The organism is Streptomyces sp. NPDC058008, from assembly GCF_042886395.1.
Lineage (GTDB): Bacteria > Actinomycetota > Actinomycetes > Streptomycetales > Streptomycetaceae > Streptomyces.
In genome coordinates this window covers 323961-337269 of the sequence record NZ_JBHVQX010000002.1, presented here as the reverse complement: position 1 = coordinate 337269, position 13309 = coordinate 323961, and the positions used below count along the sequence as shown (strand labels likewise).

General features: G+C 70.9%; 10 protein-coding genes, 1 tRNA gene, 1 other RNA gene and 1 pseudogene. 3 read left to right on the top strand and 10 right to left on the bottom strand.

Annotated elements, in window-relative coordinates:
- Positions 1–77 precede the first annotated feature (77 nt).
- Positions 78–174, bottom strand: an RNA gene (gene ffs / locus ACFVS9_RS03280) — signal recognition particle sRNA small type.
- A 132-nt stretch (positions 175–306) separates the two neighbouring features.
- Here ffs and ACFVS9_RS03275 point away from each other — a divergent pair.
- Positions 307–394: transfer RNA gene (locus ACFVS9_RS03275), tRNA-Ser, on the top strand.
- A gap of 67 nt (positions 395–461) precedes the next feature.
- Here ACFVS9_RS03275 and ACFVS9_RS03270 read toward each other — a convergent pair.
- Positions 462–940, bottom strand: a pseudogene (locus tag ACFVS9_RS03270) (site-specific integrase); the annotation flags it as partial.
- A 1132-nt stretch (positions 941–2072) separates the two neighbouring features.
- On the bottom strand, positions 2073–2447 hold the full coding sequence (locus ACFVS9_RS03265; protein WP_389929727.1) for a toll/interleukin-1 receptor domain-containing protein: 375 nt from the start codon (positions 2445–2447) through the stop codon (positions 2073–2075).
- A gap of 1140 nt (positions 2448–3587) precedes the next feature.
- Here ACFVS9_RS03265 and ACFVS9_RS03260 point away from each other — a divergent pair.
- Positions 3588–4499: a phosphorothioated DNA-binding restriction endonuclease gene (locus ACFVS9_RS03260; RefSeq protein ID WP_389929725.1), complete on the top strand. Its 912-nt coding sequence runs from the start codon at positions 3588–3590 to the stop codon at positions 4497–4499.
- A gap of 92 nt (positions 4500–4591) precedes the next feature.
- Here the strand turns inward: ACFVS9_RS03260 and ACFVS9_RS03255 are convergent, their stop codons facing one another.
- From ACFVS9_RS03255 to ACFVS9_RS03225, 7 genes are all read right to left on the bottom strand, one after another.
- Positions 4592–6190 carry an oxygenase MpaB family protein gene (locus tag ACFVS9_RS03255; protein WP_389929723.1) on the bottom strand — a complete coding sequence of 533 codons (1599 nt, stop codon included), beginning with the start codon at positions 6188–6190 and terminating at the stop codon, positions 4592–4594.
- Positions 6112–6825, bottom strand: coding sequence for a polyprenyl diphosphate synthase (gene uppS, locus ACFVS9_RS03250; RefSeq protein ID WP_389929721.1), 714 nt, complete (start codon positions 6823–6825; stop codon positions 6112–6114). Before uppS ends, ACFVS9_RS03255 begins: the two co-directional genes overlap by 79 nt.
- 984 nt (positions 6826–7809) lie before the next feature.
- Positions 7810–8403, bottom strand: coding sequence for a maleylpyruvate isomerase N-terminal domain-containing protein (locus tag ACFVS9_RS03245; protein ID WP_389929719.1), 594 nt, complete (start codon positions 8401–8403; stop codon positions 7810–7812).
- A gap of 547 nt (positions 8404–8950) precedes the next feature.
- Positions 8951–9361, bottom strand: a complete 411-nt coding sequence (locus tag ACFVS9_RS03240; protein ID WP_383115427.1) for a VOC family protein — start codon at positions 9359–9361, stop codon at positions 8951–8953.
- Positions 9362–9366: 5 nt separating this feature from the next.
- Entirely contained in the window at positions 9367–9747 is a 381-nt protein-coding gene (locus ACFVS9_RS03235) for a helix-turn-helix transcriptional regulator (RefSeq protein ID WP_383115456.1), read from the bottom strand.
- Positions 9748–9900: 153 nt separating this feature from the next.
- Positions 9901–10515, bottom strand: coding sequence for a glyoxalase (locus ACFVS9_RS03230; protein WP_389929717.1), 615 nt, complete (start codon positions 10513–10515; stop codon positions 9901–9903).
- 1041 nt (positions 10516–11556) lie between these two features.
- A complete protein-coding gene (locus ACFVS9_RS03225; RefSeq protein WP_389929715.1) occupies positions 11557–12486 on the bottom strand; it encodes an SDR family oxidoreductase in 930 nt (309 codons plus the stop codon).
- Positions 12487–12572: 86 nt separating this feature from the next.
- Here ACFVS9_RS03225 and ACFVS9_RS03220 point away from each other — a divergent pair, with 86 nt between their 5' ends.
- Entirely contained in the window at positions 12573–13145 is a 573-nt protein-coding gene (locus ACFVS9_RS03220; RefSeq protein ID WP_383115430.1) for a TetR/AcrR family transcriptional regulator, read from the top strand.
- Positions 13146–13309: the final 164 nt, after the last annotated feature.

Sequence of the window (13309 nt, the reverse complement as noted above, 5' to 3'; positions counted from 1 at the left end):
TACGAGGTTATCGGGGCGGACCGACAACCGGTCCCGCCCGGGACCGCGACGCCCGGCGGGACACCACACCCCGGACACGCAAGGGCCCCCCACGCACCCGCCAGAGCCAACCTACCCTTGCTGCCTTCCGGCCCTGGGGGAGTTCAGTCAGATAGCGCCACGTGAGGGGCTGACGCCCACCTTAGCCGATCCCAGCCCCCCTCCGTCCACCCGCTCCCCGGCCCGACCCCTCCGGAAGGACGGTCCGGAACGATCTCCGGGGAACGTGTTCGCGAGCACCCTCCAACGTCTTGTATTGTTTGCCGCGGAGGATTCGCCTAGTGGCCTAGGGCGCACGCTTGGAAAGCGTGTTGGGGGCAACCCCTCACGAGTTCGAATCTCGTATCCTCCGCCATTGCTCTCACCGGGCAATACGTCGAAGGCCCCCGCAGCTTGCTGCGGGGGCCTTCGACGTTGCCTCGGCCCTCGTTGTTCTGGTCTTTGTCCACAGGGGCGCTCGGCGCGGGCCCCAGATAGCGTCCGCGAGCTTCTGTGCCACCTCCTTCAGCATGGCGTCGGGCATGTGCAGGTACCGGGCGCGCATCCGTGAAGACGTGCCTGCCTCCCAGCCCATGATCTGGTCGATCACACGGTCCGGGATGCAGAGCAGCATGAGGACGGTGGCAGCGGTGTGTCGGGCGGCCGCGTATCACGCACACCAGCGTTCTACAGCAGCCTTCTTCCGGCCGGGGTAGTCCGTGTTCGGGCTGAGCGAGCCACCGAGCGGCTTCGTGAACGCGTAATCCGACTCGGTCCACAGGTTGCCGGCGGTCTTCCCAGGCTTGTACCTCCCTGTGCTTTCGCAGCGTCACGACCAAGGGTCCGGCAGGGGCACCGCACGACGGCCGGCACGCGACTTGATGTTCTTCGTCTCGCGCCGTGCCTGCTTGCGGCCCGGGCAGCAACTCGTGGGCCACGTCGACCCGGCCTGCGCCCTGCCGCCGAGTGAGGAACGGGCTGCAAGGGGCACAGACGGACAAGCCCAGGGCTCCCGGCCTCGGCGGTGGCGAGGTTGGTCAGCCTCGACAGCAGATCGATGCCCTCGCTGTCCCGGACAGGCATCGGGAGTTCTCCGGCGAGCTGGGTGAGAGGGCCTGCGGCACAAGCGGGAGTTGAGTCACCCGTCGGGCGGGCCCGGCGACAGGGCATACCGCGACGGAGCGAAAGGGCTGCGCCTCGACGCCTGGACGACGAATCAGGCACGACAGCGACAGCGGTACTACCTTCGACGGGTTTTGAGCACGTGCGCACCGTCCGGGAAGGCCGTGCTGTGAACGGCTGGCCCTGGGTTCATGGTGTCTCACGCAGCACCACACCGCGCCTGCTGGCCATGGCTCTGACGACCACACTGATGAACGCCGGCTGCCTGGACAGCGTTTAGGAGTCCTTTCCCTTCGATCTTGCTGAGGATCTACGGGAGGCACTGGCCGAACGGTACGCACTGGTTCGAGGTCGAAATGTTGGCTCCCACAGTTCAGCACTGTAGTAACGGGCCGCATGATCGAGCTCTTGACGTTCGGGAACTTGACCGTTGACCCCAGTTCCCCATTTCCCGGTTCGGTCAGGTAAGTCGCGCACCGACGGCCGGGGTGCGACATCGACGCGACTGCGGCCCGAACGACAACGTGAGGACTAAAGGGCCTTGAGCAGCCTCAACGACTCCGTATGATGAGATTCATCGTCCCCGTTCGCGGGGGGGGCGTACGAGACTGTTCCAGTAGGAGTTTCGGTTCGAGCCCTTTGATAAGAACCTGATGCCGTTCGGATCGCCGCAGTCACTCCTGCACACGCATGAAGCAGTCGGCGCCAATCCCATGTCGATATCCTCCCGGCACAGGGAAACCATAGGTGCCGGGCGTTGTCGGCGTCAGGGGCTTGGTCACACTTTACGTGCGGCTCCATCGAGTTGCTCTGAGGCTGCGGCCGCTCCAACGCCTTGAGCCCGCTCGAAGCAAGCGCGCAGGGAAGGAGGGGGGAGGGACATAGCCCCTCGGGCTACCAGCGTGAAAGGACTTGATACCGCCGCTGACGACTCAACTGGCGGCGACAGCGCTCTCGCCTGCCCAGCCCCCGGGCCACGGCCAGTTCGGAGTACCCCGATGGGCAAACCGCCAGTCCAGCAGCAGAGCGCGGACTTCAGCGCCTCCGTGCAGGGCCGTTTCCATCTCCCATCGAGTCCACTCGGTCCTCAGGTAGTGCGTGGACTGCACAGCGAGAAAGACATCAGCGCGCATAAGCGCGTCGACGACCGCCTTAACGCGATCAGCGTCAGGACTGTGGTGTTCCAGGTCGTCGATGTAGATATGGGAAGCATCAGAGATGGTCGATGCTATCCTCTGCAGCCTCTCGGTCGAATTATCCCGCCTTGCATAGCTAACAAAATAGCGCAACTGTAGGGTCCTATCCACTGAACAGACCAGCCGTGCGATCCCCTGCCGTCACTCCGAACAGCAGGCTGAGAATGAGCAATACACCGTCGATGAGTTGAGTGCGGCGAATGAAGCTCAGGGGGTTGGTGATTCCAATTCGGCGGCGACGCGCAGGGTGATTCGCAGAAGGGGGCGCAGCAGAAGCAGCTGAAGCTATCCGCCAGCCAGAATGCAGCAACCGCGAGGTATCAAACCAAAGATGGCGGCGGCCCGAGTCCCTTGTCACGGAGGCGGCACCCATAAGCCCGGCTGGAACAGGGACTACGGCGCACATTTTTACCTCCAGGCAGGCCGTCCAGCCACTCGTGCGCCACTGGCTGTCGTCGGCGCGGCCAACGGCAATCCCACCACGCGGGGACGGGTGATCGCTCGCGAACAGCGGAGTTGGCCGGATGGGCTCACTATCCGTGTCGTGGAGGGGTGCGTCGAGTTCGGACTCGTCACCCCCTGATGGCTCAGGAGGGCCAGCTGATTTGTGGGTGCAACCACCTCGGGATCAGGAGGTTGGGTCCCGACCCTCAAGAGGTACGCCAGAGCCGCCAGGACGAACCGCATGTGTAGATCACAGTTTGTACAAGGGGCCGCATCTCGGACGGGTCTTGCACTCCGCTACGTCGGGCGGGCGGCCGGGTGGGACGCTCCGAACAGTTGCTGAGCTGAACTCGGCTCCCGAGCCGTTCACGTTCATCGCTGCGCGGTCATGGTCTCCGCCGCTTCCACTCGCCTGTCGTCGATCATTCGGTCACCGCGGTCCGGCCCGGCCCGGCAGTAGTACGGCCCGGAGGCCGGCAGATGAACGTCCGCACGTCCGCGTCACGGCCGATTCCGGTCTCGCTCACCGATGTACTCGCCGATTCGGCCGACGACCACGCCGCCGGCCGTGATGCCGGTGAACAGCCCTGAGCCGGTGATGGGCAACGGCCCCGCCACGGCCGACTCGGCGTCACCCCGCTGCGGGACGGAGCTGGCACGGGCACCTACGCCACGAGGCCGGGCTCCGTGCGTCGCACGTGGGCCGTGTCCTGTGGGCTCCCGTCCGCCGGTCCTTCACCGTCGCCTGCGCCGTCGCCGTGGAGCCAAGCCCCCGCCGTGACGGGGCCGCCGCTACGATCGCCGGTCATGGACTGGGTCGAGCGCACCGCGGAGTTGAGGCAGTGGACCAGGAGCGGGGTGCGTGCGCCGCACAAGCCGTTGCTGTTCCTGTACGCGCTCAGCCGGTTCCGGCGGGATGCCGACGACGAACTGCGGTACAGCGCGGTGGAGGACGATCTGCGGCGGCTGCTCGCCGAGTACGGGCCGGCCAACCCGACGACGCCCGCGTACCCCTTCCACCACCTGGTCAGTGACGGCGTGTGGGAGGTACGCACCGAGCGCGGGCCGGGCAGCCCCGGGACCGGGGTCAGGGCGCTGCGTGCGACCGGAGCCGCGGGGCGGCTGACACCGGAGCTGCGGGCGGCGCTGCGGCGCGATCCGTCCCTGCTCGGCCGTATGACGCGCGTACTCCTCGACCTGAACTTCCCGCCCTCGCTCCACGGCGAGCTGTGCGAGGCCGTCGGCCTGGAGCTGGAGGAGGCCGAGACCGAAGTGGTCGCGGCCGGCCGCAGGCAGCGGGACCGGCGCATGCGGGAGCTGGTGCTGACGGCGTACGAGTACAGGTGCGCCTTCTGCGGTTACGACGGCAGGATCGGCACGGTGCCGGTCGGGCTGGAGGCCGCCCATGTGCGGTGGTGGGCGTTCGACGGGCCGGACGACGTCGAGAACGGGCTGTGCCTCTGCTCGCTGCACCACAAGCTGTTCGACAAGGGCGTACTCGGTCTCGGCGAGGGCCGTGATCCGGGCGTGGACCACCGGATCCTGGTCTCGCAGAGCTTCGTCGGACACAGCGCCGCCGCCCGCGAGCACGTCGTCGCGCTCGCGGGCCGCCCGCTCATCGGCCCCCAGCCGGGTGTCCGGCCCGTCGCCGCGACCCACCGTTCCTGGCACACCGGCCAGGTCTTCCACGGCAGCCCGCGCCCCGCGACGGCCGCCTGAGTCAGGCCGTCCGTGTCAGGCCGGCCGGTGGAGGAGCAGCGGACCGCGGCTCCTCCTGTACGGGCGCAAGGCCGGTCGCGCGGGCCCGGGTCCTACGCGTCCGAGAGCAGCGGGTCGTACGGGGTCGAGCGCCGGCGGCCCGACATGAAGGCGAGGAAGTCCCGTACGAACGCGCTGCGGGAGTAGCGCCCTTCGGCATCCGCCACGGACCGTTCGAAGCCCCTCCTGAACAGGACGCGGTACTCCTCGGCGTCGATGTACTGGTCACCGTCCGCGTCGGCCGCGTCGAAGAGGACCTCGGCCACCCGGATCAGTGCCGGTCCCGCCAGGGACGGTGCCGCCGCCGCGTACTCCTCCTCGCTCACCCGGCCGTCGCCGTCGCTGTCCAGGGCGCCCTGGAGTTCCTTCCACCACGCGGCGAACGCGTCGTACAGCCGGGTCTCCTTCGGCTCGTCCAGGTCCAGACGCGAACAGAGTTCCCGTGCCATGGCCGCGAGATCGGGCCAGTCCACATAGCCGTCCCCGGTCTGGTCCAGCACCTCGTGGAAGAACTCGCGGGCACTGCGGAGGTTCTCGGGGTTCCCGCTCGTGCGCGTACCGTCCTGCTGGGCGGGGACCGGTGTGATCAGACGGATCAGGGCGCCGGCCCGCTTCATCCGGGCGCGCAGCGTGCCGAGCGCCTCGGCGCCGGGGCCGTCGCCGGCTGGGGACAGGTCGAGCAGACCGACGAAGTTCTCCGTACGGATCCAGTTGTCCGGCAGGGTGCCGGCCAGCCTGGCGGCCATGTAAGCACTCTGCATCAGGGCCTGGGCGCCGAGGACATCCGGCAGCCCCGCCCGGCGGCGGAAGGCCTCGGGGAGGGAGGCCACGGTGATGGTGCCGATGACCGGGCCCGCGAGCGCGCGGCCGGTCGCCCAGACAGTGGGCAGCCCTGCGAACAGGGGCGGTGCCGGCAGGTGTTCCAGGAGCTTGAAGAGGATGATGCGGAGCGCCTCCGTGTTCTGCAGTTCCTCCGTGACCATGCGGTCGTAGTACTGCCAGAACTCGGGCAAGGTGGGCGGGAGATGGCCTGCCTGGTCCCCCAGGGCGGCGAGGAAGGCCTGGAACTCTGCGTAGAGCTGCTCCATGGTGACCTGGTCCAGGGGCTGGCCGCTCAGCCGGCACATGGTGACGGAGCTCTCGAAGAGCGTCGCGACCACCCAGGCGCGCACCTCGGGGTCCATCGCGTCGTAGGACTGGTTCCGCGCGTCCGTGCCCCTCAGCCGGGTGTGCAGGCGGTTCAGCCGCGCTGCCTCCCGCTGCCTGGTCTGCTCGTCGGCCCCGAACATGCGCTGGAGGCTGACCAGTGTGTTGCGCAGCCTTCGCCAGGGGTGCACGACGAAGGCGGAGTTGTCGGCCAGGGCCGCGCCGATCTGCGGGTGGGCGGCTTCCAGGACCGTGGCCCTGACGACGGCGAGCGCCCAGCGGGGGTCGTTGAAGAAGCGGTCGAACTGGGCCCCGGGGCCGAACAGGGACTCGGCCGGTGCCTGCGTGGACGCCCGGCCGGGGGCTTCGTACGGGCCCGGGGTGCCGGGTCCGGTCCGTGGGGAGTGGCTGGTGCCGTCCGTGTCCTTCACTGGTGGGACTCTCCGTTCGCTTGCTGTGTCAGGCCGCCGAAGCGGCGGTCGCGGCTCCGGTAGTCGTGCAGGCATTCCAGGAAGTGCGGGGCGCGGAAATCGGGCCAGAGCACCGGTGGGAAGACCCACTCGGCGTAGGCCACCTGCCAGAGCATGAAGTTGGAGATGCGCTGCTCGCCGGAGGTACGGATGACGAGGTCCACGTCGGGCATGTCCGGGACGGGCAGGTGCGCGGCGAAGCGCGCTTGGTCGACGGCGTCGGCGGACACCCCCGCGCGGATGAGGGAGCGCGCCGCGGACACGATGTCCTGGCGCCCGCCGTGGTCGAACGCCACCGTCAGCGTCATCCCCCGGTTCGCCTCGGTGAGTGTCATGAGGTCGGCGAAGTCCTGGGCGAGGGGGGCGGGGATCCGCGGGTCCTCGGCTCCCAGGAGTCGGCAGCGGATGCCTCGGGCGTGCAGCAGCGGCGCGTGTTTGCGCACCACCCGGCGCACGAGGCGCATGAGGAAGTCGATCTCCTCGCCCGGGCGCCGCCAGTTCTCGGTGGAGAAGGCGTACAGGCTGAGCCATTCGACGCCGGCCGAGCGCGCCGCTTCGATGACGTCGATCACCGTTGCCTCGGCCGCCGAGTGCCCCGACGTACGCGGCAGAGAGCGCTGTTGCGCCCACCGGCCGTTCCCGTCCATCACGCAGGCGACGTGGCGAGGCACGGGGCGGCGCCGATCCTCACCGGGCGGACGGCGTGGTTGTACGGGGACCGCCGGTGAGCGGGCAGGGCCGGGGGTGGGCCGGCCGAGCCGGTCGGACCGCGCGGGCTGCTCGGAGTACGCGGGCTGCCCGGGATGATCGGGGTGCTCGGGCTCTCTGCGCTGCCCGGACTGGTCGGGTTGCTCGGGGTGCTCGGGGTTCCTGCGCCGCCCGGATCGTTCTGGGAGCCCGGGCTGGTCGGGACCCTCCGGCTGCCCGGACTGGTCGAGATCCTCAGGCTGTCCGGACTGGTCGGGACCCTCCGGCTGCCCGGACTGGTCGGGTTGCTCAGGCTGTCCGGAAGGGCTGGGCTGCTCGCGCGGCCTGGGGTGTGCGCCGACGCTGCCGGGTGGCTTGTCCGTCGCAGGTGCCTGATCGCATGGACGTGCCGCACCGGATGTCATTGAAGCGCCCCCTCGACCCGCGTCCATGGACGTCGCCGGGACCGTGGCCCCGTCGCGGAGGAAGCAGGCCGCCGACCGGCGCCTCCCCCGCAGCTCCGCACCTTCAGCAGAGTGCCGGTGCCTGGCTCCCGGCGCACCGCGATGCCCGCTTATTCACCCGTAGCACGTCAGTCGGAGGGCGTGGGGCGCGGTGCCCGGGGGCTCCCGGGGCTCCCTGGGCGCCCGTGGCTCCGGGCACTTCGGAGACGGCGTTGGGCGGGTACCTCCCGATCCCCCGGGCGCCTTCGGGAGGGGTCCGGGGCTCCCGGGCCCTTCCGCGTGAGACGGGGCTGCCGCCGAACCGCTCCGCTGCTCGCGGGCGCCCTTCGGTTCGGCGGCAGCCCTCTGGGACAACGGGCCCGGGCAGGGACCAGGCGACGGGGAAGGTGCCAGAGGACAAGGAGGGCCGGACCACCGGGGGCGGAATCCGGGGGTCGGGTAGCGGCCCGGTCCGGGAACCAGCGCCGGGAAGGCGGCCCGAACCAGGTGGACGGGGCCGCCCGGTCAGGTGGTGGGGCGCCAGTCCGCGTCGCGGCCGAGGTAGTTCAGCAGGGCCGCCGCGTCGCCGGCTCCCGGTGCCGGTTCGATGGCGGGGGCGAAGGCGAAGCCGCGCAGTGGCTCGGCCAGTTCGCGGGCCGCCAGGGCGAGTTGACGGGCCAGTTCATCCGTGAGCGGGGAGCGTTGGCCCGTCGCGGCCGCGATGTCCCAGGCGTGGATCGCCGCGTCCAGTGCGGCCGCGCCTGCCGCCGTGGCCGCGCCGACCTCGAAGGGAGGCAGCGGCACCGGCACCGCCTTCCTTGCCGGGTCGAGCGTCGCGAACGCGTCCGCCGACGTCTTCAGGGCGATGTCGAGCAGAACGGCCAGGTCGCCGTCCCAGCCGGCGGAGGGGGCGAACGGATCCTCGGTGGGACCGGGGCCGCCGGTCAGGGCCGAGGCGTAGGCGAGTTGGTCGCCGGCCGAGTGCTGGGCGACCTGGACGACGTTCCACTCCGAGGCGGGGGTGGGCAGCCGTCGGCCGTCGGCGGGGATCGAGGCGACCGCCTCACGCAGGAGGTCGTGCGATGCCACCAGAAGGGGCCACGTGTGCATGCCTGTCATGCGGCGATCGTAGCGAATATGAACGAAATGCCCCATTTGACACCTGCTGGGTGACGGCCCCTGCTGGTCGGCGGCCGCCGGTCACGGCCTCCCGCCCGGTCACCGGACATGGCATCGCTCCCCCACCGCCCCGGACACCCATCTGCCCCGCGTCACGGCCCAGGGTTCTCCGGGATGTCGTCCGCTGTGGCATCGATCGGCCGTTGGAGGGTGCCGCAGAGCGCTCGGGAGGGAGCCGGGGTGCCGGTCTCCCTCCCGAGCGACGGTTGGCGGGGGCTCCGCAGCACGGGGGCTCCGCAGCGGGGCCGTTGGAGGGTGCCGCAGAACGCTCGGGAGGGAGCCGGGGCGCCGGTCTCCCTCCGAGCAACAGTTGCGGGGCCCGCCGCAGCACTGGGGCTCCGCAGCACGGGGCTCCGGCGAGCGGCGCCCGCTCACCGCCGCGGGGCACCGCCGCGGGGCACCGCCGCTGGTCGCCTCAGCTGATCGCCCCAGCTGATCGCCGCCCCTGGGCACTGCCAGAGGCCACCGCCCCGGATGCGGCCGGGACTCAGCGCAGTTCTTGCAGGCGGATCAGGTTCCCGGCGGGGTCGCGGAAGGCGCAGTCGCGTACACCGTACGGCTGCTCGGTCGGCTCCTGGACGACCTCGGCGTCACCGGCCTGGAGCCGCTCGAAGGTGGCGTCGAGGTCCTTGGTGGCCAGGAGGATCCACCCGTAGGTGCCCTTGGCCATCATCTCGACGACCGTGCGGCGCTCGTCCTCGGTGATGCCCGGGTCGACGGCCGGCGGTGCCAGCAGGATCGAGGTGTCGGGCTGGCCGGCGGGGCCGACGGTGATCCAGCGCATCGCGCCGGATCCGACGTCCTTGCGGACCTCGAAACCGAGGGTGTCGCGGTAGAAGGCCAGTGCGGCGTCCGGGTCGTCGTGCGGGAGGACGCTCGTGTGAATGGTGATGTCCATGGACGTCACGCTAGCGGCGGTTCGACGGCAGGGGCTTCTCGATTCCTGACCGGCCTGGTCACCTGTTTCGCCACGCACGCCGGGAGTCCGGGCGCCCCGTTCACGGCCTGGCGCCGGTACGCGCTGGGTGGCATCCCGACCAGTTCCGTGAAGCGCGTGCTGAAGGTGCCGAGCGACGAGCAGCCGACCTCGAAGCAGACATCGGTGACGCTGAGGTCGCCGCGCCGCAGCAGCGCCATCGCCCGTTCGATCCGCCGTGTCATCAGATAGCCGTACGGCGACTCGCCGTAGGCGAGCCGGAACTGGCGGCTGAGGTGTCCGGCCGACATGTTCACGCCCCTGGCCAGTGCCTCCACGTCCAGCGGCTGCGCGTACTCCCGGTCCATCCGGTCACGGACACGGCGCAGCCGTGCCAGGTCACGCAGGTGCCGGGCCTCGGCGGGTGTGCTGGTCACGTGAGCGATCGTGCCACGGGGCTTCGGCGATGCCCAGCGCGTTCGGCTTCGTGGGGTCGACGCGCAGGGGCCGCCGCGTACCCCTCAGTGGGACGCCTTCTCCCACTCGAACCCGTCCGGGTCGGTGAAGGGGCCGCTGTCGCTCCCGAGCACGATCCGGTGCGAACCGGTGCCCTCGGGCGGGACCCCTGCGTCCTTGGCCAGGGCGGAACGGCCGTAAAGCGCAAGGGTGACGGGGCTCGACGGCAGGTCGAACTCGACGTACTTCCGGCCGAAGCTCTTTCCCACCTTGAGCCCGTGGTCGACGTAGAACCGCTTGCTCGCGAGCACGTCCTCGGCCCCCAGGAGGAGCACGACGCGGTCGATCTCCCGGGTGGCCGGACCCTTGTCCTTCTTCGCCGAACTCGCGATCTTCCAGAGCGTCCCGTCGGGAGCCTGTACGACGCCGCCGTAGCCCCAGAAGGACTTCGTGACCGGCTTCACGCTCGACGCACCGGCTTCGAGCGCGGAGTCGACGAGCGCGTTGACGGTGGACGGCTGGGAGACCGTGAGCGACAACGTGAAGCCGCGGAAGCCGGTCGTCGGCTCCTCGGAGCCCCGCACACGGAGCTCGGGGCCGAGCCCGAAGGCGGCGGCGTAGAAGTGTTCGGCGGCGGCGGGGTCGGCCACCTCGAGGGTGACGGATGTGATGGAAGCCATGGAACGAAGCTATGGCGGCAGCGCGCCGGGCGCTTCTTGATTCCTGACCGGTCCGGAGGTGCGGCGGCACGGGTGACCTGGCTGCACGGGTCGCGTCGCCGATACCGCCGCCCGGCGGCCGACGTGGCCGGTCCCACAGGCCGGTGGCGATCGTGGGCCGTCCCGCCGCCCGGTGGCAGTCGTGGGCCGTCACGCACGCCCCCCGGCGGCCGACGTGGCCCTGCCCCGCCGTCCGTGACGGACGAGGCCGAGCCGGTCGCTTGCCGGCAGACGCAGCCGGTACGCCCCTCCGGCGGCGTGCGTCATGAGCCCTGCTGTCCTGGGCTACGCGTAACGGGTTCGCCTGTGCGGCGCCACGCACACCCAGTACGACCGTCCGGCGCCACGCACACCCAGTACGACCGTCAGGCGCCACGCACACCCGGTACAACCGTCCGGCGCCACGCACACCCGGTACAACCGCCCGGTGCGACTGTCAGCCGTTGGACACGACCAGTACGACCGTCCTGCGTCGGACACGACCGGTCAGCCCTGCGGCGGCACGCCTGACCCGTCCCGCCGTCCGGTGGCCGACGTGATCGGCACACCCCTGCGGCGGCACACATGACGGGTTCAGCCCTCCTACGGCACGCGGAACTCGTGCGACTGTCCGGAGTCAGGCACAGCCGGTCCAGCTGTGCGGGTGACTCCTCCGGCCGTCAGCAGTGGGCGTGGTCCGGCGCCGCTGGAGTACGGACAAGCCGATGCAGGGCGTGGAGGCACGGGGCCGTACGGCTGTACGCGTACTCCCGGCCCCTTCGGGGCTCCGGCGACGCGAGGGCCGCGCACCTCGGCGCCCCACCTCGTCGGTCGTGGCGGCGAGGCGGGGCACGACCTCGGCGCCCCACCAGCCCGCCCGCCCTGGGCGGAGCCCGGGCCCGCCCGGCACCGTCGATGCCGTGTCACTGTCGTCGCCGAACCCTCGGGCTCGGGGTCGCCAGGCCCCCCGTCCGCTGCGGGGGCCCCGCCCGTCAGGACGGGGCCCGGCCCGGACGCCGCCCGTCAGGCGTGGGCGGAGGAGTCGGGCGCGGCGAAGTAGTGGCCCTTCTCCAGGTCCTCCAGGAGACCGGGCCGGGTCGGCGTCCACCCCAGCAGTTCGGTGGTGAGGGCGTGCGACGCGGGGGCGTCGAGGCTGAGGAAGCCGCCCAGCCAGGAGAAGTGCTCCGCCGCGTCCTCCGGAGCCACGGAGGCCACCGGTACGTCGAGGTGGCGGCCGATCACTTCGGCGATGTCGCGGACCGCGACGCCCTCCTCCGCGATCCCGTGCAGCACCGATCCGGCCGGAGCCTTCTCGACGGCCAGCCGGAACAACCGCGCGGCGTCGAGGCGGTGCACCGCGGGCCAGCGGTTGGCACCGTCACCGATGTAGCCGGAGGTGCCGTGGGCGCGGGCCATGGCGACCAGACTCGCCATGAAGCCGTTGTCCCCGTCGCCGTGGCAGGTGGGGGCGAGCCGCACCACCGAGGAGCGGACGCCACGCGAGGCGAGTCGGAGCACCGCTTCGGAGGTGGCCGCCCGCACCGAGGTCGGCGAGCCGTCGACCGTCGGCCTGTCCTGCTCGGTGGCCACCCGGCCGGTGACGAGACCGGCGACGCCCGAGGCGATCACGAAGGGACGGCCGGTTCCTTCCAGCGCGTCGCCGAAGGCGTCGACCGCCCTGCGGTCGGCCTCCGCGGCGCCCCGGAAATCGCCCGAGAAGGCGATGTCGTGCTTGAAGGCGAGGTGGATCACGCCGTCCGACGCTGCGGCCTCGCTCCTCAGGACGTCGAGGTCGTCGACGGTGCCCCGGACCGCCTCGGCCCCGGCCGCGGTGAGCGCGGCGGCGGACGCCTCGGAGCGGGCGAGTCCGGCCACCTGGTGACCCGCTTCGATGAGTTCGGGCACGACGGCGGAGCCGATCCAGCCGGACGCGCCGGTCACGAAGATACGCATGGGAAACTCCGGAACTATCGATGTCATTGACTGACATCAACCGTAACACCTGATGTCAGCGACTGCCATCACGTAGGATCGGCCGTATGGGTAGATGGGAGCCGAACGCGCGCGGGCGCCTCGCGGAGGCGGCGTTGGAGCTCTACAGCGAGCACGGCTTCGAGCAGACCACCGTGGCGGAGATCGCCAAGCGGGCCGGGCTCACGGAGCGGACGTACTTCCGGCACTACGCCGACAAGCGCGAGGTGCTCTTCGGTGGTTCCGAACTACAGGATCTGCTGGTCGAGGCGGTCGCGGGCGCTCCGGAGTCCCTGGCCCCGATCGACGTGCTGGCGGTGGCGCTCGACGCGGCCTCCGGGATGTTCGAGGACCGCCGTACGTATGCGCGCCGACGGCAGGCGGTGATCGTGGCGAACGCCGAGCTCCAGGAGCGTGAGCTGATCAAGCTGGCCTCGCTGTCGGCCGCGCTCGCCGACACCCTGCGCCGGCGCGGCGTACCGGAACCGACCGCCAGCCTGACCGCGGAGACGGGGATCGCCGTCTTCAAGGTCGGCTTCGAACGCTGGATCGCGACGTCCGAGGAACGCGGGATGTCGGTGGTGATGCGCGAACTGCTGGCCGAACTCAAGAACGTGACCGCGGGCGCCGCGCACCCGTAGACGGACAGCCGTCAGCAGGGACGAGGCCGGTCCGCGAGCAGCGCCGAGGTGATCGGCCGCCACCGGCACCGGCCCCACCCGAGAACCGGGCCGCCACCCGCACCCGCCCCACCCGAGAACCGGGCCGCCACCCGCACCCGCCCCACCCGAGAACCGGGCCGCCA